Origin of the sequence: Neolewinella litorea, from assembly GCF_004803465.1 — a bacterium.
Classification (GTDB): domain Bacteria; phylum Bacteroidota; class Bacteroidia; order Chitinophagales; family Saprospiraceae; genus Neolewinella; species Neolewinella litorea.
The window spans coordinates 1-26036 of sequence record NZ_SRSF01000010.1; the positions used below are offsets into that span (position 1 = coordinate 1).

The 26036-nt window shown below is 57.5% G+C and carries 22 protein-coding genes and 1 pseudogene; 2 read left to right on the top strand and 21 right to left on the bottom strand.

From position 1 onward, the window contains the following. The 9 genes and pseudogenes from tnpA to E4021_RS18195 all read right to left on the bottom strand — a co-directional run. The coding region (gene tnpA, locus E4021_RS15380) for an IS66 family insertion sequence element accessory protein TnpA (RefSeq protein WP_262712780.1) at positions 1-229 on the bottom strand (229 nt) is incomplete at its 3' end. A gap of 73 nt (positions 230-302) precedes the next feature. Further along, positions 303-428, bottom strand: a pseudogene (locus tag E4021_RS15385) (transposase); the annotation flags it as partial. Positions 429-1094: 666 nt separating this feature from the next. Continuing rightward, positions 1095-1757 carry a hypothetical protein gene (locus tag E4021_RS15390; protein ID WP_136460271.1) on the bottom strand — a complete coding sequence of 221 codons (663 nt, stop codon included), beginning with the start codon at positions 1755-1757 and terminating at the stop codon, positions 1095-1097. Between the two features lie 213 nt (positions 1758-1970). Then, complete coding sequence (locus E4021_RS15395; RefSeq protein ID WP_136460272.1) at positions 1971-2687, bottom strand: NHL repeat-containing protein; 717 nt, start codon at positions 2685-2687, stop codon at positions 1971-1973. A gap of 416 nt (positions 2688-3103) precedes the next feature. Continuing rightward, on the bottom strand, positions 3104-3640 hold the full coding sequence (locus tag E4021_RS15400) for a hypothetical protein (RefSeq protein ID WP_136460273.1): 537 nt from the start codon (positions 3638-3640) through the stop codon (positions 3104-3106). 428 nt (positions 3641-4068) lie between these two features. Next, on the bottom strand, positions 4069-4533 hold the full coding sequence (locus E4021_RS15405; protein WP_136460274.1) for a hypothetical protein: 465 nt from the start codon (positions 4531-4533) through the stop codon (positions 4069-4071). Positions 4534-4622: 89 nt separating this feature from the next. Next, on the bottom strand, positions 4623-4877 hold the full coding sequence (locus E4021_RS15410) for a hypothetical protein (RefSeq protein WP_136460275.1): 255 nt from the start codon (positions 4875-4877) through the stop codon (positions 4623-4625). Continuing rightward, complete coding sequence (locus E4021_RS15415; RefSeq protein ID WP_136460276.1) at positions 4870-5328, bottom strand: DUF5063 domain-containing protein; 459 nt, start codon at positions 5326-5328, stop codon at positions 4870-4872. Before E4021_RS15415 ends, E4021_RS15410 begins: the two co-directional genes overlap by 8 nt. A gap of 260 nt (positions 5329-5588) precedes the next feature. Next, positions 5589-6746 carry a tyrosine-type recombinase/integrase gene (locus E4021_RS18195; RefSeq protein ID WP_320055147.1) on the bottom strand — a complete coding sequence of 386 codons (1158 nt, stop codon included), beginning with the start codon at positions 6744-6746 and terminating at the stop codon, positions 5589-5591. A gap of 465 nt (positions 6747-7211) precedes the next feature. On the opposite strand from E4021_RS18195, the gene E4021_RS15425 reads away from it, so the two are divergent. After that, positions 7212-8180 (top strand): Gfo/Idh/MocA family protein, encoded by a 969-nt coding sequence (locus E4021_RS15425; protein WP_168797640.1) that lies wholly within the window; start codon positions 7212-7214, stop codon positions 8178-8180. Positions 8181-9184: 1004 nt separating this feature from the next. Here the strand turns inward: E4021_RS15425 and E4021_RS15430 are convergent. The 12 genes from E4021_RS15430 to E4021_RS15485 all read right to left on the bottom strand — a co-directional run bounded on the left by E4021_RS15430 (position 9185) and on the right by E4021_RS15485 (position 22717). Next, positions 9185-10093, bottom strand: coding sequence for a sugar phosphate isomerase/epimerase family protein (locus E4021_RS15430; protein WP_136460279.1), 909 nt, complete (start codon positions 10091-10093; stop codon positions 9185-9187). A gap of 459 nt (positions 10094-10552) precedes the next feature. Then, entirely contained in the window at positions 10553-11512 is a 960-nt protein-coding gene (locus tag E4021_RS15435) for a calcium/sodium antiporter (protein WP_136460280.1), read from the bottom strand. Positions 11513-12076: 564 nt separating this feature from the next. Beyond that, a complete protein-coding gene (locus tag E4021_RS15440; RefSeq protein WP_136460281.1) occupies positions 12077-12496 on the bottom strand; it encodes an SRPBCC family protein in 420 nt (139 codons plus the stop codon). 158 nt (positions 12497-12654) lie between these two features. Further along, complete coding sequence (locus tag E4021_RS15445) at positions 12655-12990, bottom strand: antibiotic biosynthesis monooxygenase family protein (RefSeq protein WP_136460282.1); 336 nt, start codon at positions 12988-12990, stop codon at positions 12655-12657. A 192-nt stretch (positions 12991-13182) separates the two neighbouring features. Beyond that, complete coding sequence (locus E4021_RS15450) at positions 13183-14208, bottom strand: YncE family protein (protein ID WP_136460283.1); 1026 nt, start codon at positions 14206-14208, stop codon at positions 13183-13185. A 218-nt stretch (positions 14209-14426) separates the two neighbouring features. Beyond that, the gene (locus E4021_RS15455) at positions 14427-15170 is read right to left on the bottom strand and encodes an NUDIX hydrolase (RefSeq protein ID WP_136460284.1); all 744 of its coding nucleotides are present in this window, start codon (positions 15168-15170) and stop codon (positions 14427-14429) included. A gap of 143 nt (positions 15171-15313) precedes the next feature. Beyond that, positions 15314-15754: a hypothetical protein gene (locus tag E4021_RS15460; protein ID WP_136460285.1), complete on the bottom strand. Its 441-nt coding sequence runs from the start codon at positions 15752-15754 to the stop codon at positions 15314-15316. 273 nt (positions 15755-16027) lie between these two features. Then, a complete protein-coding gene (locus E4021_RS15465; RefSeq protein ID WP_136460286.1) occupies positions 16028-18427 on the bottom strand; it encodes a family 78 glycoside hydrolase catalytic domain in 2400 nt (799 codons plus the stop codon). Positions 18428-18469: 42 nt separating this feature from the next. After that, a complete protein-coding gene (locus E4021_RS15470) occupies positions 18470-19483 on the bottom strand; it encodes a c-type cytochrome (RefSeq protein WP_136460287.1) in 1014 nt (337 codons plus the stop codon). A gap of 165 nt (positions 19484-19648) precedes the next feature. Continuing rightward, entirely contained in the window at positions 19649-20773 is a 1125-nt protein-coding gene (locus E4021_RS15475) for a DUF819 family protein (RefSeq protein ID WP_136460288.1), read from the bottom strand. Between the two features lie 97 nt (positions 20774-20870). Then, positions 20871-21911 carry a sialidase family protein gene (locus E4021_RS15480; protein ID WP_136460289.1) on the bottom strand — a complete coding sequence of 347 codons (1041 nt, stop codon included), beginning with the start codon at positions 21909-21911 and terminating at the stop codon, positions 20871-20873. Between the two features lie 119 nt (positions 21912-22030). Beyond that, complete coding sequence (locus tag E4021_RS15485) at positions 22031-22717, bottom strand: NUDIX hydrolase (protein ID WP_211097039.1); 687 nt, start codon at positions 22715-22717, stop codon at positions 22031-22033. Positions 22718-22956: 239 nt separating this feature from the next. On the opposite strand from E4021_RS15485, the gene E4021_RS15490 reads away from it, so the two are divergent. Beyond that, on the top strand, positions 22957-26034 hold the full coding sequence (locus E4021_RS15490; RefSeq protein ID WP_136460291.1) for a SusC/RagA family TonB-linked outer membrane protein: 3078 nt from the start codon (positions 22957-22959) through the stop codon (positions 26032-26034). Positions 26035-26036 lie beyond the last annotated feature (2 nt).

Consider the following 26036-nt stretch of genomic DNA (forward strand, 5'->3'; position numbering starts at 1 on the left):
TGGCGTCGCCGGTAATCCCCTCCTGCGGCGGTGAGCACCGCAGATTGATAAATCCGTCGCGACCTACTACCGCTGGCTCCGGTTGCGGACTGTCTCGCCGCCGCCGCCGGCGGCGCCAGTAGTGAAAGGTGGCGTAGCTGATACCTTCCGTGGTACAGAAGTCTTTGATGGTCTTTCCCGAAGTCGCTTGCCGGTCCAGCAGGGCGTACATGCGGCTGGCTTTGTCCATGGTTGCTGTTTCCAGCAAAGGTCAGGCCGACCAATCAGCAGAGAAAGACGCGGTTGCTCGGACGCTTACCCTTCTTCCACTTGTAGAAGGTCGCGGCGCTGATCTGGTGCTGTCGGCACAGATCGGCTACGGGAGTGCCGGCGTCGGCCTGGGCCAGGATCTCGAGCCGCTGGGTGGGGGTGAACTTGCTTTTTCGCATGGTGAAACCACTTTGGGAAGATGAACTAATTTAGGGTCAGTTCTACTAAAAAGTGGTTGCGGGGAGGGGGAAGCGTACAATAGCTTTTTCCGGTCCTGCGGGCTCAGAGTGCGCGGCAGCTTTTCTGTGGCTGGGGGTGAGGTAGTTTGCGGTAGCTTTTTCTATTCCTGCGGGCTCAGCAGTGCGCGGTAGCTTTTCTCTGGCGTGCGGCGGGGTAGCTCGCGGCAGCTTTTTCCGGTCCTGCGGGCTCAGTGACGCGCGGTAGCTTTTGTCAGCCCCAGCGTTGGACTGATTGTCGGTTGATTCTGTGTCGGTTCTGGCATTTCCGCCAACGGGTGCGCCCACGCAGCCGGGGCACCGATAAGTTAAAGGTAAAAACTCTAACCCCACCCACGAGGGCGCGGCGCGGCGGCATGGACCGAAACCGACCACCGTGAGCTTTCGGACCATTGACGACGGGACGAACCCGGGCACTGTTAGCACTAACCAGCACATCAGCTACCCAGCCCCGGTTGACGTTGGGCGCGGTGTTGGGCGAATTTCTTTTTCCACTTTGGATTGCTACTATTGCATCTCCACTGCCATTCACTCTACCGCATCATTTCGTCCCACTAGGCACCTTACAATATGGAGCTCGCTAGAGATGGTAATTAATTTAAAGGGAGTCTATCTCATCCATCCTTCTACAATAAAATTTTTCGCGATGATTAATGAATCCTTACCACCTTTATCTGACCGAAACAGAAGTTCAAACCTTGCCCCGTACTTATCACCCCAGGATCCTTCATAGATCGTAAATTCTTTGGCGTAAAGGATTGTGTCACTATGAGATACTACCATCTTGGTGTCCTCAAGGATTGATTGACTAGATAGCCGTTCGTTAGTTTGAATATCGAACACCTTGAGATGTAACTCTCCTTCCTGATAAGGTTTGAAATTAGTGGTATAGTAGTATATGCCAGGCTGGAATGAGTTAACTAGTTGCAGCTGTACGCCCTCCTCATTCGCGAAAGCAGGAAAGGAGTCAATAGGTTCGTAGATATCAATCCCCTCCGGGATTTCTTTGTGTGCACCATAGTAGTCAGGAGTAGCGAACGTCAATATAAATGATACAAGTACAAATAATCCAACTGCCATACATAGACTTAAACCTATTGCTAGCAACTTTCTCTTTGGTGATCTGAGAGCAATTATAAAACTGAGCACTGCATTTATCAAAAACAACCACAATGCTACGTCAATCATCCAGTCATACCTGAACCCAGCTCCAAGAATGAAGACTAGAATTGGAACTGCGTATACTGTGATTGCGATTCTGTATCTGCTCATACTTAATTATCCCTCTTCTCTTCGATCCGCTTCTATCTATATCGACGGTGCTTGAAGTTTACTGCTTACGCTCGGGGAGCGTGATTATTTGTTTAAGGGTTTGTGGTAAATGTAGTGACCGCCTCTGATGGCGGTCATTTCGCCCAACGATTACATCTGCGCCGTGCGTCCCGATAGGGCGCATGGACATCAGATGTGGTGTTGGGCGAATATTCATCTGATAATTTGGTAGGTGCCAGATTGTAGCTTCACATACTCTCTTCCATTTGACTTGAAATAATTCCACAGTGGCTCATCAAATATGTGATCTAAATTTAGGCCTTCGCGTGTAGCATCTAAAGTAAATAGTTTGTTGTTTCCCATATTTGGAATGTACAACATCCCTTCATCATCTATCCACAAAGATTCTGGATATGCTAAAAATTTATTGCTTTGCGAATCAGTATCCTGCCATTCAAATTGACCATAAGTATCTTCGACTACAGAAGTTGATAAATTTATTCTTGCAATCGTATGGCCAGTAGGAAATGTTAACCACAAATGGTCAGGGTTTTCTATTTTTATATCGTAACATGTGTGTCCATTACTGAAATGGATAGGGATTTTATCTATTAATTTTCCGTTGCTATCAAACTTGAATACATCCCACTCCTGATAGAAATGCAAATATAAAAAACCATCAGAACTTCGCTGAATTGAAAAATGCTCAAGCCCAACCGAAAAAAGCTTTTGCATTTCAGTGTAGCTCGGACCAACTAAATCAATCAGTAATTCGTGTGCTTCTATTTCTGTTATGCCATTATCACTGTTTAATACAAATATTTTGGTAATTTCATTGTAATTGCCATACGTACAAACGCAATATACATCTGATTCTTTTTTGTGGACTACAGATAAGCTATCTAAGCCCACAATCTTTTCTAATTTCACAATCCATTGGTTTTGTCCAAGTAAAGGAGACTGACCTTGACCAGGATATTTAATGTACTTCTAGGTCTCTAGATGGACTAGCATGTGTTGTTATGTGCCGGCCTAAATGTCGGCATTTCGCCCAACGAATGCGCCCACGCAGCCGGGGCTCCAATTGCTCGAAGGTATCAATTTTGACTCCACCCACGAGGGGGCGGCGCGGCGGCATGGACCGAAACCGACCGCAGGGAGCTTTCGGTCCATTGACGACGCGACGAACCCGGGTGCCACAAGCACGCACCAGTACTAAACTTACCCCAGCCCCGGTTGACGCTGGGCGCGGTGTTAGGCACAGTATTTTTTTCTATAAATATCCACATTCGTTTGTAGACTTCAGCAATAAATTATTAATGATTTTTATATAAATTAATAAGGAACTAAATTTTACGTTTGGTATAATATGGTGTGATTTCATTTAGAAGAGATTCAATCTCATTAGGAGAATAGTATCCAAATTTTGGATGCCATCCAAACCCAAAATTACTTGGAGTTATAAATGCAGGTATCCTTCCGTTCTCTGTAATGATAATAAGACCTATAGTATAGTTATTAACCCCATTTTGTTTTTTATATTCAAGATCTAAATCGATCAATTTGTCTTCAGGAAATTTATGTGAAACATCAATTATATATATTGATTTGACAGTAGTATTCGTGTCAATAATTTTATACCAGTACTTTGATGAGTCATTCTCAAACTCTATAGCCTCCTCAAGCGCAAAAACTTTGCAATAGTCTATTTCGTCATATTGTGACCTAGCCCCTTCAGGTAATTCAGTACGACATTCCAACTTATAAGTAGCGGTCTGAGTATTGAAATAAAACGCATTAATGTCCCAAACTATCTTTACGCAATTTCCAATCAGACAACGTAATAATGCAACCTGATCTACATTAACTCGTAAATCGATCATTTGGTTTTACTTTAATTTGAATTAGACTATGTTTTTAGTTTTGGCAGCCAGAATAATTATCATTCTTACCAAGTCTGGATTTCCCGCTACATTTGCATCACTCAAAGTAGTTATTCGCAATCATTCCAGCACGTATTAGAGGTCCAACTTGAATCCAGTTAAACTAGCCAGCGGTTTTACAAATAAAACGATCTTTTTTCCATCGCGCTAGTCCTTTTTTGAATTTTGTTGTCTGCCAACGATCCGATATTACAGACTAGTAAGACTGCCGAGATCGATTTTCTCTGTATGAACATCGAGCACAAAATTACTTGACTTCGCAATACGGAGTTTTGATAACTGTTTCAGTGATTGTGCCTAACGTTTAGTACATGCGGCGTGCGACGTCAGGAGCATGACCGTTATGTACATTGTTATCGGTATACCTTTTACTTTTCTACTTTAATTTTGTTTTTTTCAAGTATTCTAATTTGATAGGGGATAATTTGAATCTTTTTTAGACCTAAATGTCCAAATCCTAATTCTTCCTCTGTGTTTTCAATAATACCAATTATTTCTAATTTAAGCGAATATTTCCAATAATTTTCATACAAATGCGAGAACTTTTTGCTTAAATTTACATTTAGACGTTCTTGGTAATTTTCTTCCGTATTCAAATATACTTGATAGTCCAATTCGCACGGTGTTTTAGATGTTAAGCTCCAGTACTCTTCAACTCCCGTATAGTATGCGATTGTTGAGATGTATTCTCCTGATTCTATTCGATATAATTCGCAAAAATCAGTCAATTCAAGTTCCGGTGGTCCATCATAGGGTTTAATTATATAAGTCTTTGAACAGCTCTGAAAAGCGATTAAACTTAACAATACTCCAATAATTTGTAGGTTATCCATTTCTTCTGGTTACCGATAACGGTTGGTGTATGTGGCGTGCCGACCGAATGGGAGGCATGAACATCATACACATTGTTCTGCGTTCGTTTTTATTTTTTCAATTTCTTCCAATCAGGTTTACCTTGTTTCCTGTACTTTTCAATTGCATCATTCCAAAAATCAATCATTCCACTATCTGCAGGTCGTTTTATTCCTGTTCCATTCCAATCCATAGGTTCAGAAGCACTTAGTATATCACTAACATCAAATGTGTTTTCTGATAATTCATAATGTTCTTGCAAGAAGTAGAACATTACCCAAAATGCATCTTCTGATGTTAAATCCTCATTTTTGAATTCAGCCATTTTTATTTTTCAAGTAATTTAAAAGGTTAATCAAATGTTGTTGAGTGTGACTATAAAACATTAGTTCAAAAAACCACCAAGCATCATTTTCACTATTATTTTCACTTCTCCACTTAATTTCCAACAAGTCATAAATTATATCTGATAAATCATCAATTGCATCTCCGGTCCCTGTTTCAGGTTGTTTGAGTATTTCTTCTAAATTTAGAATTGAGTGATACCAACCGAAATCTTTAAAATTGCTTTTTACACTTTCAATTACATTTGGATAAATTTTCTTCTTGTTGAAATCTTCGTATTCATTTTCATCAAATACATAATCTATTTGGAAGTATTTAGAGTATAATTTAACAAGGTTTATTTCTAAATCTTTTTCCTTATCCTCAATTTCAATATTAGGATTTAAACCATATTTGATAATTTCATTTATTATTTCGATTAACTCTTCCACTTTTGGTTTCTTTTATTCTTAATGACGCAGAACATTAATACACCCGCATTGCACTTGCGCACGCAATGGCGGTGAAATTATTGACGGGTGTGCGCCACCCGCCCGCCAATAATACGTAATGTCCCGGGGTTGCGGGGGGCGGAATTGACGGGTGTGCGCGGGTTGACGGGTGTGCGCACCTGGCAACCCCGCCGCGCCACCCCCCGCAGCGCCTCCATTACAACGTTCTGGCCGTCTCTAGCCTATACCCCATCCCGCCTTTAAGGGTTTTCCTCCCCCCCGCCCCCGTCGGTTAGCCGGTCGAGCGGACTGATGATGCGCTGCCGCTCCTTACTGGAGATGTGGGTATAGATTTCGGTGGTCCGACTGCTGTTGTGACCCAGCAATTCCTGGATGTGGCGCAGACTCGTCCCCTGCTCCAACAAGTGGGTGGCGTAGCTGTGGCGCAGGGTGTGTACCGTGGCGTGAGGATTTACCCCGCTCCGCTTCACCGCCCGCTTGAGGATGGCCTGTACGCTGCGGGGGGAATACTGTCCCCCGTGCTGCCCCTCGAACAGCCAGTAGTCCGGTTGGTAAGCTTCCACGTACCGGTTCAGTTCGGCTATCAGCGATTGCGGCAGCGTGGTATACCTGTCCTTGTTTCCCTTGCCGCTGCGGATGTAGATCTGCAAGCGGTCCACGTGTATATCCGCCAGCCGCAATCGGCACACTTCCCCCAGCCGCAATCCGCCGCCGTAAATCACCTTTAATATGCACCTATGCTTCGGATTCTCCACGGCGGCGAACAGCCGGCTCACCTCCTGGGTGCTCAGCACCTGGGGCAGCTTGTGCTCCTTCCGGGGTCGCAGTTCAATAAAGGTCTTCTCCCGCCCCTCAATGTGCTCCATCCAGAATTTCAGGGAATTCAACAGCTGGTGCTGACTACTGGAAGAATACCCACCCGCGCCCGAGCGCCGCAGGATATACTGCTTCACCGTTTCAGTGGTCACGTCCCCTGGCTCCAGATTCGCGCATGCCCGGAAGAAACCGCGCAGGTGCGCCATATATCCCTTCACCGTCCTCCACGAGTACCGCTGCACGCGCAAGGCTTCCTCCGTTCGCAGGAGCCGTTCCTGCCACCGCGCCGGCAGCGTCCTGGTTTCTCCTTCAGAACCACCTTCCCCCCGCCGCTTAGCCCTATCCGGCGCTTCCACTAGCGTATACGTCCATTCCAGTCGATCCCGTCCCACTGCATCACTTAATCCCCGAAGAGTTGCCGCGACCGCGGGTGCCGACCAATACCGTTGTTCCATATGATACCTCACGCCCGCAATGTGCCCGCAAGCCGCCGGGAAGTTTTCAATGTATCCCTTCGGCCGAAATACGTAGCGCGTCCCCGTTCGCCCCACCACCTTCTGAATTAAGACCATATTTCCCATCGTTTTGCTCCAAAGGAAACCGGTCCACCGCAAACCATCCGTTTTTATCCGTATATAATCGAATATATGCGTTTACATACGGCTCCGCCTCCCATGCGTCGCAGCCTTCCGCAACCCGGCATCCATATACCCTGATCGTGGGACGAACCCATGCCTGAATATAAAGTATGTACCCAAACCCATGGGCCTTCGTCCCTTCCCCGGCACCCGCGCCCCGCCGCCCGAATAAGACCGGACACAGAAACCAGGCGCTATTGCCCCCCAACCCCTACCTTCCCCTACCCGAGCGAAGCAAGGGACAAAAGTCGTACCCCGAAACGCCCCTACCCGAGCGAAGCAAGGGATAGGATGCCACCCAGTAACGCCCCCACCCGAGCGAAGCGAGGGACAAATGCCACACCCCATTCACTCCTTCACCCATTCACTCCTTCACCCCTTGACTCACCCGAGCAAAGCGAGGGGCAAATGTCACACCCCATTCACTCCTTCACCCATTCACTCCTTCACCCCTTGATTTCCATAGCCCAAATAGGCCTAGGCGACATAGCCCAAAAAGCCTACCTACCCCTCCTGGCCACCCGCGCCGACGTAGAACCTTGGCTCTGTACCCGGGACACGGCGGTGCTGGAGCAGTTGTCGCGGCAGTACCGGATCGCGAACACCTTCCCCAGTGTCCGGGAAGTCATCGCGCGGCGGCCCGACGCCGCTATGGTGCACAGTGCTACGGAGAGTCACGCCGACATCGTCGGGGCGCTGCTGGACGGGGGGATACCGGTGTTCGTGGACAAGCCCCTTTCCTACTCCCTCATTGAATCGGATCGCTTACTCCAATTGGCGGCCCAACGCGGCGTCCCCCTCATGGTGGGCTTCAACCGGCGGTATGCCCCGCTGGTCAGCGCCCTGCGGCGGCAAACCAACCCGTTACAGGTAACCTGGCACAAGAACCGGGTGGACCTGCCGGGTGAGGTGCGGACTTTCGTCTTCGACGACTTCATCCACGTAGTCGACGGGCTCCGCTTCCTCGCCCCCGGACCGGTGGAAGACCTCAACGTACACGCCCGGCTACGCGACGGACGCCTCACCAACCTGCAAGTCCGCTGGCGCACCGGCGAAACCCTCCTCACCGGCGGTATGAATCGGGTGAGCGGCCGCACGTCTGAAACGATCGACTACCACACCCCGGGGCAACAGTGCACCCTCCACGACCTCCACTCCGGCGTCCACTACCGCGCCGCAGAGCGCACCGACCTCTCCTTTAACCACTGGACGCCCACCCTGGAAAAGCGCGGCTTCGTGGCCATGATCGACGACTGGCTGGAGGTCGTCCGCCGCGGCAACCACGATGCCCCGCGCGCGGCAGACATTCGGGCTACCCACGCGCTCTGCGAAACCATTGTAGAACGTATTGAATTGGGTGATACAATGGGTAGGTAGCGGCTGGCGTCGGCACGCTTCGTATGGCCTTCGATTTACCACGGATGACCACCAATTTTGTCTTACGGATTTACCTAAATACTGCCCACGCGGCGCGTGGGCGATCCGACGTGCGGAGCACATCTCCCAAAAATCCGCGCCCGAATCCGCGTGATCTGCGGTGAAAAAAACGAAAGCTTCCGAAGGAAGCGAAGCTCAGAGTTCCATGCTTTACACGCTTCGCGTGCGGGGTTTTTACCGCAGAGGTACGCAGAGGGGTTTCACAGAGATGCACAGATTCTCCACGGTGAATACCAAATAGCAGGAAGGTCGCCCTTACAGCCGGCCGGATGCCGGGCCGCGGCAGGGCGTATAAAAATACACACTGTATGAGCCGGGACGGAGTCGTGTGGTGTAACGAAACACTATTCGGATCCCCGGCAATGAGGCCTTACCTGGGAACGTGCGAGTTTGTGGATTTTAGCCCTGACGTGGTTTGGCAGCCGATCAAGCCGGATGTAGAGGCTTGATTTTTTGTTTCTTTTTTATCAAGAAAAAAGAAAAAGCACCAGAGCATCAAATGCCCACACGGCGCGTGGGCGGTCCGGGGTGAGCAGCACATAACCAAAAAATCCGCGCCCAAATCCGCGCCCAAATCCGCGCCCAAATCCGCGTGATCTGCGGTGAAAAAAACGAAAGCTTCCGAAGGAAGCGAAGCTCAGAGTTTCATGCTTTACACGCTTCGCGTGCGGGTTTTTTTACCGCAGAGGTACGCAGAGGGGTTTCACCGAGGCACACAGACTTTGCCAATGCGTCGCGGGGGCAGCCCCGGGCCACCCGGAACTTTCACTCGCCGAGTGAAAGTCAGCAATAGACAGGAGAACCCCACGGAAAACACTCTGTGATACCTCTGTGATGCACTCTGAGTACTCTGTGGTAACCTACCTAAAAACATCTTCAAAAACCAAAAAACGGGTGCCGGCTGTAACACAGCCGGCACCCGTCCGAAGCAAAAACAGGCGTCTCTACTCGAAGCCGATCTCCTCCAGCGCGGCGTGGCTGATCTCAATAGCCTCCAGGGGGGTCTCGTCGAAGGTCATGTCCTGCTCCACCAGGTAGAACTCCATGCCGGACTGGTCCTTCGCCGCCAGAATGCGATCGAAGTCGATCGATCCGGTGCCTACGGGAGCAAAGCGGCCCTGATCGTCGATGTCCTTCACGTGCCAGGCCTTGAAGCGGCCGGGGTACTTGTTGAAGTAGTCGACGGGGTCGGCGCCGGCCTTGGTGACCCAGTAAAGGTCCATCTGGAAGTTCAGGTGCTCGGGGTTGCTGTGCTCGATGAAGTAGTCGATGGGGATGATGCCTTCGTTATTGGCCACGAACTCGAAGTCGTGGTTGTGGTAGAGGGTCTGCATCCCCTGGGCCGCGGCTTTGGCGGCGATCTCGTTGATGATGTCGGAAGCTTCGGCCACCGTGCCGCTCATCCCGAGGGTACGCGTCGCGGGGTCAAATTTGAAGCGACCTTCCGGCGGAACCGGAATGACGAAGTACTGGAACCCGGCCTCCTTGGCGGCGGCAATCATCTCGTCGGCGTTCTCTCGGGTGACGTCGCCGTGGTGGCTGCTCATGGGTTTCAGGCCCACTTCGGCGAGGTAATTCTTGAATTCCGTTGGTGTCATGCCGTAGAACTTGCCATCGCTGTAGCCGGCCGCCTCGATGTAGGCGTAGCCCAGATCAGCTACTTCCTGCAATACGGCTTTCGGGTCCTGGGACATGGTATCCCGCAGGGTGTAGAGCGCGAGTCCGCCGAATGCATTTGCGGATTCAGGTACCGCCGTGGCACTGCTGGAGTCGGCCCCCTCCCGGGTGCCGCCGCACGAAATCAGGCCAAACAGGAGGACAAACCCCAGTAAAAAGGAGATGGAACGGAACATAGCGGGTAAATTTTGTACAAGGATACCACATTCGGTGGTGGTGACCCAATCATTTTGTGGGGAATGTGGTGGGTCTGGTAGTTGGTATTTCGAGATAAGCGCTATTCGATCCCCGGGTAGTCGGGCCTGCGTCTCCCGGGTAGTCGGGCCTGTGGCCCGACCGATAAATGACCGACGAGCGGACAGCTACAATTATCCACTATACAGACGTGAAGCTGATGCGCACCCCAGAGAGAATTGCCGGGTAGTCGGGCCTATGGCCCGACCGATAAATGACCGACGAGCGGGCAGCTACAACTATCCACGATTAACATAAATCTGATGCGCACCCCAGGGAGAATTGCCGAAGCAATGAGTACAGTCATAAGCTGGGGCAGCGGTCCAACCCGACTACTCCGAGCCACAAATCCGGAGACCCATTACCCGCTCCGGCACCCGCGCACGCGCCCACAGTCCTACCTACACCTCCTGGGCAATCTGCCAGCCCGTATACGCGATGTAGACCAGCAAAAGCAACCCCGCCTCCCAGCGGTCGAGCCGGCGATGCCCCCCGGAAAACATGGCGACGAACAGAACGAGCGTGCCCCCGATGAGCAGGTAGATCTCCCGGTTAAAGCTCGCGTTGTAGCCGATGGGGTTGACGGTGGCGCTGACCGCAATGATGAAGAGTACGTTGAAGATGTTGGAACCCACTACGTTGCCGATGGCAATGTCGCTGTTCTTCTTGAGGGCCGCCACGGCGGAGGTCACCAGCTCGGGCAGCGAGGTGCCCGCCGCGATGATCGTCAGGCCGATGATCTTTTCACTAACGCCAAGGTTGGTGGCGATGGAGATCGCATGGTCGACCACCAGTTTGCCGCCGAAGACCAGTCCGGCCAGACCGAACAAGATCAGAAAGGTGATCTTGAGCGTCGTGGGTTGATCCCCGGCGACGGTCTCCACGGGCGGAGCCTCGGCCCGCATCTGCCGAAAGACGTACCACAGGAAAGCTGCAAAAAGCAGCAGAAGTACGAAGCCGTCCAGCCGGGAAAGGCTCAGCGCGCCGCCCAGGAAGAAGTTATTCGACAACGACAGCAGTACGGCGGCGGCAGCCAGCGACATCGGGATTTCCTGCCACACCGTGCTGCGCTGCACCGTGATCGGATAGATCAGCCCCGCAATACCCAGAATGAAGAAGAGATTGAAGTTGTTGCTGCCCACCACGTTGCCGTAAACGATGTCGGAATGGCCGTCCAGAGAGGCTATGAGGTTCACGACAAGTTCCGGAGCGGAGGTGCCGAAAGAAACGATCGTGAGGCCGATCACGAGGTCGGAAACCCCGCGTTTGCGCGCCAGGGCGGAGGATCCGTCCACGAGCCAGTTGGCACCGAAGATCAGCAGGACAAAGCCCAGAAGGATGAAGGCAATGGAAAGTAGCATAGGCCAACGGGATTATCGGGGGCGAAGCCGCGGGAAATTCACCGAGTCTTCACCGGGAAATCGTTAGCGAAAGTAGGGTGGCCGCAGAATGGATGGCGATTTATTTTTGGATGTTTGCAAACGGATTACAGGCTATAGATTCCTCAGCCACCGGGCCCGCTAATCATTTCCACATCCTTACCCAAAACGGGCCCGAAGGGCACGCAACCTAGCCAGCGGGGTCAGCAGCGCAACGCGCGAAGGGCCCCGCGAACATTATTCAGCGGGGTCAGCAGCGCAACGTACTCAGACGGGCCCGAAGGGCACGCAACCCAGCCAGCGGGGTCAGCAGCGCAACGCGCGAAGGGCCCCGCGAACGTTATCCAGCGGGGTCAGCAGCGCAACGTACTCAGACGGGCCCGAAGGGCACGCAACCCAGCTAGCGGGGTCAGCAGCGCAACGCGCGGAGGGCCCCGCGAACATTATCCAGCGGGGTAGGCAGCGCAACGTACTCAGACGGGCCCGAAGGGCACTCAACCCAGCCAGCGGGGTCAGCAGCGCAACGCGCGGAGGGCCCCGCGAATGTTATCCACCGAGATAAGCCGGTAGCCGCTGCTGCAAGAAGTATTCCCACCCTCCCCGGCAACTTTCCTCGGTAAATTCCGGGACGTCGTCGGGGAAGGTCTCCAGCCCCTCGTTGAACACGGTTACCCGGGTGCCGCCGTCGGCATCGGCCAGGCGGAAGGTGACGGGACCGGCACCGGGGTACTCCGCGTAGGTCCAGACATAGGTGATCTCTTCCCCGGGCACCACGCAGGTCACCTCCCAGTGGGCGGTGAAGGTGCGTTCCGCCGACTGCATGGGGAACCGGGTGGTAAATCCTACCTCCGGCCGGAAGTCGGGGATGTTTTCGAAGTACCATTCCCGCATTTGCCCGGGTTGGGTGAGGGCAGCCCATACTTCGGAGCGCGGGTGGGGAAGTTCTACGGTGAGGGTGACGGCCATTTCAGGTCAGTTGGGGAGTTTGTGGTTAGTTGCCGTTGTCGGCTTCGGATTGCTCGGAAGACTACGTCCACCGTCGCGGAACCGATCGATCAAGTGAAGTGTAGGCGGTGGCCGGTTACTTCCTCCCTAACTTACGTTTTCCAGTCGGCATTGCCCCCTCAGCCGCGGCGCGCCGTGGTGGAATAGACGATTTCGTAGACCCGCGGCTGGGGACCGTAGGGTCCGATCACGGGCCGGATGTGCTGTTGCTTGTCCTCGTCCTGCCGGAAGGAATCGAAGGCGGCCTTGCTTTCCCACTGGAAGTAGTTGAGCACCTTCTCCCCGTCGGTACTCAGGTGCAGGTGGGAGGAGATGAAGCCCGGCTGCCGACAGACAATGTCGTGCACCAGGCCCTGGATCTTTTCACTCAGTTCCTTCTGCTGCCGTGGCTCCACCTGGAATTCAAAAATTACGGTATGGACATCATAGTCCTTCCCGATGCGTCCCTGTGCCATAGTGTGCGTTTTGCCGGGTAGCGCAGACCGGATCGGCGCACCCGCTCGATAAAAAATTGCCGTCTCCTAAGTTAAGGCGCTGATCCGGAACGTGTCAACTCCACCCTCACCCCGATCTAGTACAATTCTTTGGGCGCGGACGCGGGTGCCACACCCGGTTCGGGATGCAGGGCCCGGCTGGTTGCCACACCCTTACCTGGCCAGGAATACCAGACCGTTGGGTCGGTTGACCCGCCCGAAGGGCGCCACGCTGAAGTCGGACAGGTCGATGCGGCTGAGGTGGTCGTCCATCGCATTGCTCACGAGGGCGTACCGGCCGTCGGGGGTCATCTGTACGTTGATCGGTGCCCGTCCGCATGCAAGCCGGTGTAGGACCTCCCCGGTAGCGGCGTCAATCACCAAAACCACGTTGTCGAAGGGGGCCGGCGCGAAGATCAGGGATTCGTCGGGGCTGAGGGTGGAATACAGGATCTGCCCTACCCCCAGGTCGCTGAAGTGCCGCTCGACGGACAGCGCGGCGGTGTCGATGACGAACAGCTCGTCGCGGCAGCTCACCAGCAACTTGCGGTCGCGGTCCAGCGGAGCTACGCCCCGCACCGGGGTGGGCGTCGCAAAGTGGCCGGTTGAATCGCCGGTGGTGGCCGACAGCCGGTACAGTCCGCCTGCCCCGGCTTGCAGGTACACCGTCTGTCCGTCGGGCGAGAAGGTGAAATTGTGGTTGCCCGTCGGCAGGGGAAATGACCGCACGATGCGCCCGCCCAGTGTATCGTACACGAGCATCGAGTCGCCGTATTCCACGTTGACGTACAGTTCGTTCGGGTGCCCGGGTCGCAGCCGGATGCCGTGCGGGCCGCGGCTGGTATCCACCGCCCCCGGCCGGTAGGTGGGCCACAGACCGGCTGCCGAAAACCCTTCCACGTCGATCACCGATACGGTAGTGCCGGGCGTCCCGATGGTGTAGTCGTAGTCCTCCACCCCGAAGTTGGATACGTAGGCCCGCCGCTGTGCCGGGTCCAGGGCAATCTCGTGGGGATTATAGCCCACCCGCACGCTGTCGAGCACCCGCCCCGCCGTGTCCAGCAGTTTGACCTGACCGCTGCCCTGCTCCACGACGAGCACCCGCCAGTCCGCGCCGCCCGCCGCAGGCACGACCACGTTCGTGCGGCAGGCCACGACCATCAGCAGGAAATACAGCAGGTGAAGGGGGGCAAGACGCATAACGGACCATTGTACCCGGAAGATAACGGCTTTTGCCCTGCGGTTTTCACCCATTCCGCGGGCCGCGATAGCTTAGCCCCGAAACCACAATACCCGGCGGCTAGCCGGTCGGTCCGGTACCTGCGCTCCGCCGCCCGCCCTTGTGCCTCAGCCCTCACGGACCGACCGGTCCCCGGTAAGCAAAGGTTGCCCCGCCTCGCCGCACTCTCAAGGGGCCGTTACCGCCGTATGAAGCGGTACAGGTAGGGGGCCCGGTGTGATCCGCCGGAGTATTTCTTTTCCAGGCGTTCCAGCACGTTCAGGTCCAGGATTTTCTTCTGGAAGTTGTTGCGCGCGAAGGGGCGGTCGTATACGGCTTCGTATAGGTAGCGCAGGTCCTTCATGGTAAATTTCTCCGGCAGCAGGTTGTAGCCGATCAGCTTTTCATCGAGGTAGCGCTGCAGGGTGCGGCGGGCGTGGGCCACGATGTCGTTGTGGTCCATGATCATGGGCGGCAGCTCGTTGACCGGGTACCAATCGACCGAGGCGTCGATCTCGGTGCGGGCGGGCATCACCTTGCGCATGTCCACCAGGGCGTAGTAGCCGATGGACACAAAGCGGCCCGCGAGCCAGTCTGCGTTGGCCCTTATCCACTCGGCGCCCTTCGGACCGTCCGCGGGCAGGGCGGCCAGGTGCTCGATCAGGTAGCGGTTGGTGCGCTCGGCCGCGCCGAAGACGCGGAATTGCTCCAGGTAAATGTTCGTAATGCCCGTGCGGGTCTCCAAGATGCGACGGGCGGCCGCGTCGATATCTTCCTCCTGGCGGATGAAGCCGCCAGGGAGGGCCCAGAAGTCGCCCTCGAACACCAGTTTGGGCACCAACGCGAAGAGCTTCCCGTCGCGGTAACCAAAGATCACGCAGTCGATAGAGAGCTGGCGGAGGTAGTCTTCGGCGGGCGGCAAGGGGCGTGCGGAATCGGGCATGGAAGGAATCGGAGGGCGTGATTTACCCCACAAGGTGCCAATTTTCCCGCAGCGGCGGCGGCTAGGGATAGGGGCACAAAAAAACGCAGGCCCGTACGGATACGGGCCTGCGTCGGTAATTGGGAGGTCTGAGCCTGGTCGGCTTACTGCTTTTCAGCGGCCAGCACCTGCTGGGCCTGGCTGGAAAGGGTTTCGATCTCGGTGCGGTCGGTTACCTCACCAGCACGTACGCCGTCGGTAAGGTCCTCAAGCTGCTGGATGATGGTCTTCAGCTGCTGCTGAGCATCACCCTGCAGGTTAACGGCTTCGGTTTCCAGCGAAGAGATACCTTCCTGCATGTGGTCAGCGGCAACGGCGAATTGCGACTGGTCGAATGCATCAAGTGCCATCTCGAAGTGGGTGGTGAAGGCGGTTTCCTCTTCCGCCATGGTGGTGGCGTCGTCCATTTCCACGGGTTCGGCGGCTACCTCCATTCCGGGGGTGGGGGCCTGCTCGGTACCGTCGACGGTTTCGGGGTTGGTGGTGGAATCGCTGCAGTTAAACATGGCCAGACCAAGGAGGCCGGCGGTCAAAATGTGTTTCATGGTAGTCTGAAAGTTAAATGTAATTACTACCGCCCATCGCCCGCCCTAACTGGGGAACGCTTGTGGGGTAGTTCATGCTGTAGACAGGGTCACCCGCCCTTGGTCACACTTTTCGGGGGCAAAAATGAAAATATTTTTTCCCGACCCTCCGTGACCTGCCCCGCCCCGGAGTATTCAATTTACACACTCACCTTCCGCGCTGGTTACCAATGTTTTACACATGAGAGTTGCGTCGGCGCGCGGGTGCCGCATAAACCGGTAAAAATGCGGGGCTCACAGGTCCACCACGTTCTCTCCGCTGCCGAGCGGGGTGGTGTTGCCCTTCCATACGAAAGTGCCGGTAACGCCGTCCGGCAAGGTAACGGTGGCCCGCGGACTGCCGTCCAGCTCGTAACGGACGGCAATCGTACCCGCCGGGTGTGGCATCTCGCCGCCGATCGACCGGATCTCGCCGAGGTGGGGCGCGATGCGTACCGTTTTGAAGTGGGGGGAGGCACTGTCGATGCCCAGCAGGGTGCGGAAGAACTCAACGTTCGGACTGGAGCCCCAGGCGTGGCAGTCCGACCGCGCGCCGGCCACGTCGGAATCTTCGGCCCAGGTCGTGAGGCCCAGGTCGAGGTTGGTGCGCCATACGTCCAGCCAGTTGAGGTAGTCGTCGCCGAGCCCGGCCCGCACCAGGGCCCGGTGCAGGTAGTAGCGGAAGTAGATCGAGGCGGGGGCAAGACCCTCCCCCACCCGCAGGCGGTTGGCCAGGGCGGTCAGTTCCGCTTCGGGCACGATGCCCGCCAGGATGGCGAGGGCGTTCGCGTGCTGGGAAAAGGAATCGTGATCGGGCGTGTCGGCGTAGAGTTGGCGCCCCGGGCTCCAATATTTCCGCTGGATGGTAGCAGCCAGCTGATCGGCGCGGGCGCGGTACTGCTCCGCGAAGGCCGCCATGCCCAGTTCCCGCTCCAGGGCTTCGGCGTTCTGGTAGGCCAGCAGCAACTGCAGATCGAGGATGGCCGACCGGCCGGTGCTGTCCATAGGCGGAATACCGCGGGGCCACTCGTTCACCCAGTCGGTGAAGGACCAGTTGGGTAAGTCTACCAGGGAACCGTCGGCGGCCTGGAAGTCGGCGAAGTAGTCCAGGACCTGCCGTGCCCCGAAGAGCTTATCCTGCACGAATGCCCGGTCGCTGCCGTACATCATATAATCGCGCAGCATCCCGATGTACCAGAGCGAGAAGGGGGCGATGATCTGTTTGATGTTCGTCGGGTACCGACTCAGCGTGATGCCCTCCGGCTGGCGGGAGTAGTTGATGAGGTTCAGGGCATTTTTGACCAGGCGGTCGTCGCCCGTATTGTACAGGGTGACCATGGCCTGGATGCGGGTATCGCCGATGTACTGCAGCTGCTCCCAGTATGGGCAGTCCATATACGTATCCATCGCGCACAACCGGGCGGTGCGCCAGCCCACGGCCACCATGGTGTCCATCTCGGGCCGGGAGCTTTCGAGTCGCGAGCGTAGCTCGAAGGGAAAGCCAACCGCCACGGCGGCTACGTCCTCCACCGTCAGGGGATCCTCCGCTGTAGTGATCTCCAGTTGCACGTAACGGTAGGTGCGGTAGGAAAGCGGGGTGAAGCTTTGTTGCGGGGATCCGTCGGTGAAGATGCTGTCCTGCCGCCCCAGGATGACCTTCCCCGCCACTTCGTCTCGATTATTCTTGGTACGCAGGTCCGCTTCGTAGAGGGCCTCGGCGTAGGTGAGGACCACCCGCCCCCCGGCCCCGCCGCTGAAGGTGAAGGTGGGAAAGGCGTTGGTGAGGTAGGACTGGTCCAGCAGGATCGTAGCGGTGGTGCGGGCGGCGACGAGCAGGCGCGCCGACCCACGCGGAAAGCCGTCGGGCGGTATGACGCCCTCGGCCCGTCTTACGGCAGCAAAGCGTTCCGGCGTCCGGCCCATGGGCGGTACCAGCGACGGCACGAGCCGCCAGGGCTGTCGCGCATCCATGCCCACGGAGTTTCGGGGTACGCCCCGGGAGATGGCCCGGGCAGCCCGCCATTCCGGCCCGGTGGCCGGTGCCGTTGGCCAGTCTTTCACCCGGCCTGCCATATCGACGCGGTCGCCCGGCCCGGCTACGTAGTATCCGTACATCCCGATCATGTCGGGCCGGGGGCCGTACACGCTTACCGGTACCGGTTGGTAGCCGGGGTCCTGCCGATACCGCCAGCTCGTATCCGTGTTGATGGCGGCGGTCTCGGGCGTCGCCCCCTGGACGATCAGGCCGGTCATGAAGGTGATCTGCGCCTCCTGGCGGTAGGCTCCCGCGTTCCAGACCCGCGCCGTCACGGTATTGCGTCCGGCGGTGAGGAAGGGGGCCAGGTCGAGGCGGTCGTAGTTCCAGTGGTCGAGGTCGCCCTTCGCGGGGCCCCGGGCGGCAAACTCGCCGTTGACGTACAGCTCGTACTGGTTATCGGCCGAAATGTGAACGGGGAAGGTGTCCACCCCGCCGGGCAGCTCGATATCCTTGCGGAAGAGGTATACACCGTAGGCCTCCGGGTCTCCGTCGGAAGCCGTGATCCACTCGGCCGGCCAGGGTTGGTTCAGGAAGCGGGGGGCGACGTCCTGGGCCACACTTCGCTGGGTCGCCAGCAGGAAGCAAAGCGATAATAGGGAGAGAAAAAGTCTGCGCATCGGGTCGGCGGATTGTCTGCTACAATGTAACCCGACGCGGTCTTACTCGGTGGTGAACCGGGAGTTGTCTTTCTGCTCCATGCCCGCAACCCGGAAGGGTTCGATTCGGGAATCCACCGGCGTCAGCGTCTGCAGGTAGGCGTAGATGGCGCGCAGGTCGCGCTCTTCCATGCCGGAGAACATCACCCACGGCATGATGGTCTGGGGGTCGTTGGGGCCCATTTCGGGAGACACGTAGCTGGAATCCTGGTACTGCTTGAAGCGGGCCACGAACTGATCCTCCGTCCAGTTGCCGATCCCGCTGGCGTGGGGGGTGATGTTGGCGGAGGTCACCAGGCGGTTATTGGGCAGGGGAAACTCCATGCCCCCGGCGTAGGCTTCGCCCACGATCTTGCCCTGTTCCTGCTTGGTGTGGCATTCGGTGCAGGCGGCGATCGTCACCAGGTACTCTCCATACGCCACGCGGTCGGCCGGATCGGGCCGGGTGGTGAACTGCGGCTCGGCCGGCAGGGTATTGATGATCAGGTTCATGGGGAAATCCGCACGCGAAGGTTCCGTGGCGTGCTCGATGGCCGGCAGGGTCCGTATGTAGGCAATTACCGAGAGGATGTCTTCCTTGTCCGCCCGGCCGAAGGCCGGATAGGGCATGATGGGAAAGAGGGCACGGCCGTCCTTCCCCACCCCGGAGGTCATGGCGCGGAAGATTTCCCCGTCCGTCCAGTCGCCCAGGTTCGCCGGCGTGATGTTGCTGGCCACGAAGCGGCCGGGAAAGCCCATTTCCTGACCGAAGACCTCGCCGCCCTGGCCCAGGGAATGTTCAACGACGGGCCCGGAGAACTGCGACCAGTCGCGCTCCGAGTGGCAGTCGGTGCACGACATGACGTGGTTGGCCAAATACTTGCCCCGGGCAATGCGCTCCGGGGTGCGCTCGACGGTGAGGTCCGGGGCGGGGCCGACTTTGGGGAGGGCGGTCTTCACGTAAATGATGCCGGCGGCGGCGATCAGCAGGAGGACGGCCACCAGGGCCGCCCCGATCATCAGGATCTTTTTCGACATAGTGTGTTGAGTGTGCGTGAAAATTTAAAACCAGTCGCGCGCTGGATTCCGGGCGCGTGTCCCTTCGGGTCGCAGGTGAGCAAAGGATCGCGGCTTCTTGGGGGGTGGGGCTCCCGCAAATTAGGGGTTTGCCAATACAGAATCAAGGGGTGCCGATACCGACCACTACACCACCCACCACTCGAACAGGTAGATCGTGAGCAGCCCCCACACCGTGCCGGTAGCCATGCTCAGGATCGCTAGCAGTACGGCGTGGGGCATCCAGCGCTTCTCATAGGCGGCGGTCACCGCGGGTGCCGTGGCTATCCCGCCCACGTTGGCCATGCTGGCGATGGGCACCCAGGCCGCGTTCACGTTCAGGGCCCGGGCCACGAGCAACATGAAGGCGAAGTGGCTGATCAGCCAGACGAGCAGAAAAGCGAGCAGTTCCCCCTCAAAGCGCACCAGGTCGAAGCGCAGTCGTAGTCCGAGCACAGCCATCACTACCAGGATCATCACCGCCCCGAGCCGCAGGGCGAAGGTCTGGTTCCACGTCCTCAGCAGGTTGCTCAGCAGCAGGCCTACCGCGGAAAGGACCAGGATACGGGCGACAAACGCATCCACCAGGTAATCGATCGCCAGGACGCTGAATAACAGAAGACCCAGGCAGACCAGCGGGTGCAGGGGTACCCCATCTCGCGGGGGCAGGGGCGCGGGCATGGCGTCGTCCGTGATGCCCAGCCGGGCGTTCAGGCGGTCGCTTCTCTTGATCCCCTGGAACATCAGGATGGTCCAGATATTGACCAGGATGTTGTCGATGACGAGGATCGACAGAAAGATGTGCTCCGGACAGTCCACCACTTCCTTCAGCACCAGCTGACTGGTGCTGCCGCCGATCCAGCTGCCCACGATGGGCGGAATGCCCTTCCAGTAGGCGGCCTCCACCAGGGTTTCGGTCACGAAATGCGTACCGGCGAGGGCCATCGCCAGGACGACGGGAAAGACCGCGATCCACCACGATCCGGCCACGAATACCGCCAGCGGCTTCCAGCCGATGGAACCGAGCTGCCCTACCGACAGACTGCTCATCACCGCCACGATGGCCAGGGGAATGAAGTACGACCGGCTGTAGCCGTGAATGGCGTGGTCGGAAAAATCCGCGCCCAACAGCGCGGAAAGGCCGGCCGGCAGCAGGTAGGCCAGCAGAATGGCCGGCACCCAGGCGAACAGTTTACGCAGCCAGGGGGTGTCCCACCGGTCAAGGAAGTACGTAAGTACCACGGTAAAGCCGGTGATCAGCCAGGGAGTCATTGCGGCGGGTGACGGGCGGCGGATTACCGCCCGGGGAGGTGAAGCTAAGTCCGCCGGTCCGAATAACCGTCCGCACCGAAAGGGAAAGGCACCGTCGTCAACGCTCCCCGAGCCGGAAGCTGGCGTGCCGGATGGTCCGCCGGTCGTAGGTATAGACCACGTGGACGGTCCCGTCCGCCGCCTGGATGATGGCTGGGTAGCTGTATTCTCCCTCCGCGTGGCGTTCGAGGTCGAAGAGCGACTGCCAGGATAGTCCGTCGGTGGACCACTCCACGTCCAGCACGCTGCGTCCGTTCCACCAGTTTTCGCCCCGCGGGAGGGGATTGTTGACGAGCAGGAATTTGCCGGAAGCGAGGGTAACGGCATCGACGCCGGAGTTTGAATTGGGGACGGCCAGGGTGTCCGCCGCCGTCCAGCTGTTGCCCTTGTCGTACGACCAGCTGCCCACGAGACGGTCGTGCTTGCTCCGGCAAAGTATCTGCAGGGTATCGCCGCCGTGCTGCAGGAAGGTGGGCTGGATGATCTCGAACTCCCGCGGGTTCGGTACGGGCACCCTTTCCCAGCTTCCCTCCTCTTCCCGGTACCGTTCCAGGTGGACGCGCCAGGCATCGGTACTGGGGCTTTCGGTGCTGCTGCCGCAGAGCAGCACGCCCGGTTCCGGCTCGATGGGCTTGTTGCGGACGGGCCCGAGGAAGCCGTCCGGCAGGTAGCGGGGGGCGCTCCACTGCACTCCGTCATCGTCCGAGGTCAGCATGGCGCCGAACCATTCCCGGGGGTTCTTCCCAACCTTGTAGAAGAGGTACAGCTTGCCGCTCAGGCTGCGGTACAGCACCGGATTCCAGCACGGCAGGGTGTCGCCATCGGTGACCAGGGGAGCTAACAGTTGCCGGGGGTGCGACCACCGCTCTCCCTCCCGGTGACTGGCGTAGATGCCGACGTCTTTCGCGCCCTCCCGGCTGCCCCCGAACCAGGCGACGAGCAGTCGATCCGGCCCGAGTTCCACGATGGTAGAAGCGTGGCTGTTCTGGGTGACGGGCTTTTTGAAGACGTCGGTCAGCACGAGATTACTGTAGGTCGGAGGCTGGGCGGACATAAGGGCAGGCAGCAGCAGGATAAAAAAGAGGAGGTGCAGGTACATGGAGCGCAGAAATTATACGCGTATCACGGGTCGCGGCCAGGGGCCAGGACAGCGGGTGGCTGACCACCGCCCCGTAATCGTGAAGCTAAGCTCCCTGCGGCAAATGCCCTGTGTCGGCCCTAGAGATTCAGCGAAGCCCGGTTCCGCTCCACCGTCCGGTACTTCTCGGCGTCGAAGCGGTACAGGAAGGAGCCCTTGCGGGAGGAGGTCATGTCTTTCTCGTCGAGCTTCTCGAGGATATCCAGCGAGCGCACTTTACTGATGAAATTGCGCTTATCGAGCGAGACATTCCAGATGGCCTCGTAGAGGTTCTGCAACTGCCGCATGGTGAACTTTTCCGGCAACAGTTCGAAGCCGATGGGCTCCGTCTCCGCCTTGATCTTCAGGCGGTCGAGAGCGTAGCGTACCATCTTGTCGTGGTCGAAGATCAGCGGCGGGGCCTCCTCCACGCTGAACCAGCGGGCGGAGAACTGCCGGTTCAGTTTCTGGCTGTGGTTCTTGATGTTGATCAGGGCGTAGTAGGCCGTGGAGACGGTGCGCTCCTCGGGGTCGCGGTCGATATCGCTGAAGGTGCCCACCTGCTCCATATAGACGTCGTCGAGGCCGGTGTAGAGCGTAAGGATGCGGGTAGCCGCGTCGTGCAGCACTTCGTTCTTCTTCAGGAAGCCGCCCACCAGCGACCACTTGCCCTTTTCGGGCTCGAAACCCCGCTTGATCAACAGGATCTTGAGTTTTTCCCCGTCGAATCCGAAGACGATACAGTCTACCGCCAGCAGGAGTCGCTCTTTGTCGGTGTGTTCGTACATGACGGGCGGGGGGATAAGTGAAGGGGCTTCCAAGAAAGGCAAACCTAGGCATTTTACAGGATTTCCCTTCATAATAAGTGTAAATCGTACACAAAAAATCTTGTTCGGCTTACGCAGTGACATCAAATTTAACCAAAAGAATATTTGATTTTCAAGAAGTAAAATTTTGCAGGATCAAAATATGCGCATACATTTGCAAGTGTACGATTCACACTTATTAAATCCGCAAATACGCCGTTATGATGACACGCGAACAGTCCGAGGCAGCAGGGTTACCTGCCTTCTACCCCGACAAATGGTTACTCTCCTTCGTCATCGCCTGCCTGCTGACGTGCTCGGCGGCCCTGGGCGCGCAGACGGTCACCGGTACGGTTACGGCCGAGGAGGGTGAGCCCCTCATCGGCGTGAGCATCACGGTGGCGGGCAAGAGTACCGGTACGGTGACCGACCTGGACGGCAGCTACAGCCTGACCGTCGCGCCCGAAGACGTACTGCAGTTTTCCTACACCGGCTACCGTCGCGAGGAAGTACCGGTGAACGGCCGCTCGCAGATCGACGTCGTACTTGCGACCGACGTGGCGCTGCTCGATGAGATCGTCGTGGTCGGCTACGGCACCCAGCGCAAGGAGGACCTCACCGGGTCCGTCAGCGTGGTCAACACCGAGGAAATGGCTAAACAGGCCTCCAACGACGTCACCCAGATGATGCAGGGGCGGGTGGCCGGAGTATCCATCACCAGCGACGGGCAGCCCGGTGCGGCCCCCAACGTGCGCATCCGCGGGGTGAGTACCTTCGGACTGGGCGCCGGAGCGGAGCCGCTGTATGTGGTGGACGGATTCCCGCTGGCCGGTGGCATCCGCGACATCAACCCCAACGACATTGAGTCCATCCAGATCCTGAAGGACGCCACCTCCGGAGCCATCTACGGCAACCGGGCCGCCAACGGCGTGGTGATCATCACAACCAAGTCGGGCGCCAAGAACCGCAAGTTCGGCGTCAGTTTCTCGGCCTACGCCGGACTGCAGACCGTGCCCCAGCGGCTGCCGGTGCTCGACCGGGTAGGCTACCAGACCATCAGCAACGAACTGCTCGCCAACGGGGGGCAGGCCGCCGTGCCCGGCAATAACCCCTCCTCGCCGAGCTACATCAACAACATCGATACCGACTGGCAGGACGCCGGCTACAAGGACGGCTCCATCCAGAACTACAACCTGGGGCTGAGCGGGGGGACCTCTAACCTGAACTACTTCGTCAGCCTGGACTACCTCGACAACAAGGGCACCCTGGTCGGCTCCGGGCCGGACTACAAGCGCTACTCCGCCCGCGTGAATTCCGAGCTAGACCTGGGCCGCGTGCGCTTCGGAGAAAATATTTATGCCATGCGCTCCGACGAAAACCCGCTCTTCTTCACCGGGCCCTTCAGCCTCTTCCTGCCCGGTGGCCGCTCCACTCTCGTTAACGACCTGTTGCAGGCCATCCCGACGATCCCCGTCGAGGACCCCAACCGCGAGGGCGGATTCGGCGGTGCCGACGCGGTGATCCACCAGTCCATCACCCTCAACGTTCCCGGCTTCAACACCCTGGTGACCAACTCCAGCAAGGTGAACCGCCTGCTGGCCAACGTCTACGGGGAAGTCGACCTGCTGGACGCCCTGACCTTCAAGACCAGCCTGCAGTACGACAATACCGACATCACGGACGAGCTCTTCGCCCCCCAGTACGACCTCGGCTACTTCTTCCCCCGGCCCATCGCCGAACTGCAGGTTGGTGACCGCTCCGGCAACTCCTTCCTCGTGGAGAATACACTGACCTACCAGAACGTCATTGGCAAGCACGACCTGACGGTGCTGGCCGGACAGAGCTTCCAGGAATTCAACTTCCGTCAGATCACCGCCGTGGGGTCCGGCCTGGAGAAGCCCTACATCCGCAGCCTGTCCAACGCCTCGACCTTCAGCGTGACCGATAACCAGCAACCCGCCACCCTGGCCTCCTTCCTGGGGCGGATTGCCTACGCCTACGACGATACTTACCTGCTGACCTTCAACATCCGCCGCGACGGCTCCTCCCGCTTCCGGGAAGAGGACCGCTTCGCCGTCTTCCCCTCCATCGGACTGGGCTGGAAACTGCACAAGACCCTGCCCTTGCCCGAAGCCGTCACCGGCCTGAAGCTGCGCGGCGGCTACGGCGAACTCGGCAACCAGGAGATCGGCAACTTCCGCTACCAGGCCACCATCAACCGGGCCATCCCCTATGAATTCTCCACGGGACGCGTCTTCGGTGCTGCCACCACCCTGCTGGTGGACCCCGCCATTACCTGGGAGACCCGCGTGACCCGCAACGTGGGCCTGGACTTGGAGCTGATGGACGGACAGGTGGAGTTCACCGCAGAGTACTACAGCAATACTTCCAAGGACGTACTCATCGACCTGCCCATCCCCCTGTCCAATGGTTCGCTCGGCGGACTGACGACCAACGCCGGCTCGATCGAAAATTCGGGGATCGAGCTTTCCGGCAGCTGGCACCCCACCGTGGGGCCTGTACGGCTGAGCATCTCGCCCAACTTCTACACCGTGAAGAACAAGGTGCTGGATATCGGCACCCTCGACCTCATCTCCGGGGCGGGCTCCCGCACCGAGGTGGGGCAGGCCATCGGCCAGCACTACGGATGGGTTTACGAGGGCATCTTCCAGTCGGAGCAGGAAGTGGCCGAGGCGCCCTTCCAGACCGAGGGTACGTCAGCCGGAGACATCCGGTTTGCCGACCTGACCGGCGACGGGGTCGTCGACGAAGCCGACCGTCAATACCTGGGATCGGGTTTGCCCACCTACTATTACGGACTCAATTTCGTAGCTGAGTACCGAAACTTCGACTTCACGGTATTCGGACAGGGCAGCGGGGGCAACCTCATCAACAGCAACCTCTACCGGGGCCTCATGCCTACCACTGGCTACAATAACCGGCACGAGGACATCCTGAACCGCTGGACGCCCACCAACACCACCACCGACGTGCCGCGGGTGGTGATCAACGACCCCAACAACAACCACCGCGACAGCGACCGGCCGGGCTGGCTGCAGGACGGCGACTACTTCCGCATCAACACTCTTTCCCTGGGCTACACCCTGCCCGCCGGACTGCTGCGCAAGGCCCATATGCAGAGCGCCCGCATCTACGCCACCGTACAGAACGTCCACACTTTCGCGGCTTACAAGGGCTACAACCCGGACTTCCAGGCCGGTATCCTTAACCCCGGTTTTGACTTCGGCAGCTTCCCCCGCCCCCGTACCACCATGCTCGGTATCCAAATCAAATTCTAGTC

Excerpts from the sequence above, each read along its gene's own strand:
- E4021_RS15410 (WP_136460275.1), bottom strand. The coding sequence starts at position 4,877 with ATGGCTGAATTCAAAAATGAGGATTTAACATCAGAAGATGCATTTTGG.
- E4021_RS15475 (WP_136460288.1), bottom strand. The coding sequence starts at position 20,773 with ATGACTCCCTGGCTGATCACCGGCTTTACCGTGGTACTTACGTACTTC.
- E4021_RS15480 (WP_136460289.1), bottom strand. The coding sequence starts at position 21,911 with ATGTACCTGCACCTCCTCTTTTTTATCCTGCTGCTGCCTGCCCTTATG.
- E4021_RS15430 (WP_136460279.1), bottom strand. The coding sequence starts at position 10,093 with ATGTTCCGTTCCATCTCCTTTTTACTGGGGTTTGTCCTCCTGTTTGGC.
- E4021_RS15490 (WP_136460291.1), top strand. The coding sequence starts at position 22,957 with ATGATGACACGCGAACAGTCCGAGGCAGCAGGGTTACCTGCCTTCTAC.
- E4021_RS15405 (WP_136460274.1), bottom strand. The coding sequence starts at position 4,533 with ATGGATAACCTACAAATTATTGGAGTATTGTTAAGTTTAATCGCTTTT.
- E4021_RS15450 (WP_136460283.1), bottom strand. The coding sequence starts at position 14,208 with ATGCGTCTTGCCCCCCTTCACCTGCTGTATTTCCTGCTGATGGTCGTG.
- E4021_RS15425 (WP_168797640.1), top strand. The coding sequence starts at position 7,212 with ATGTCACACCCCATTCACTCCTTCACCCATTCACTCCTTCACCCCTTG.
- E4021_RS15460 (WP_136460285.1), bottom strand. The coding sequence starts at position 15,754 with ATGAAACACATTTTGACCGCCGGCCTCCTTGGTCTGGCCATGTTTAAC.
- E4021_RS15390 (WP_136460271.1), bottom strand. The coding sequence starts at position 1,757 with ATGAGCAGATACAGAATCGCAATCACAGTATACGCAGTTCCAATTCTA.
- E4021_RS15440 (WP_136460281.1), bottom strand. The coding sequence starts at position 12,496 with ATGGCCGTCACCCTCACCGTAGAACTTCCCCACCCGCGCTCCGAAGTA.
- E4021_RS15455 (WP_136460284.1), bottom strand. The coding sequence starts at position 15,170 with ATGCCCGATTCCGCACGCCCCTTGCCGCCCGCCGAAGACTACCTCCGC.
- E4021_RS15470 (WP_136460287.1), bottom strand. The coding sequence starts at position 19,483 with ATGTCGAAAAAGATCCTGATGATCGGGGCGGCCCTGGTGGCCGTCCTC.
- E4021_RS15435 (WP_136460280.1), bottom strand. The coding sequence starts at position 11,512 with ATGCTACTTTCCATTGCCTTCATCCTTCTGGGCTTTGTCCTGCTGATC.
- E4021_RS15400 (WP_136460273.1), bottom strand. The coding sequence starts at position 3,640 with ATGATCGATTTACGAGTTAATGTAGATCAGGTTGCATTATTACGTTGT.
- E4021_RS18195 (WP_320055147.1), bottom strand. The coding sequence starts at position 6,746 with ATGGGAAATATGGTCTTAATTCAGAAGGTGGTGGGGCGAACGGGGACG.
- E4021_RS15445 (WP_136460282.1), bottom strand. The coding sequence starts at position 12,990 with ATGGCACAGGGACGCATCGGGAAGGACTATGATGTCCATACCGTAATT.
- E4021_RS15465 (WP_136460286.1), bottom strand. The coding sequence starts at position 18,427 with ATGCGCAGACTTTTTCTCTCCCTATTATCGCTTTGCTTCCTGCTGGCG.
- E4021_RS15485 (WP_211097039.1), bottom strand. The coding sequence starts at position 22,717 with ATGTACGAACACACCGACAAAGAGCGACTCCTGCTGGCGGTAGACTGT.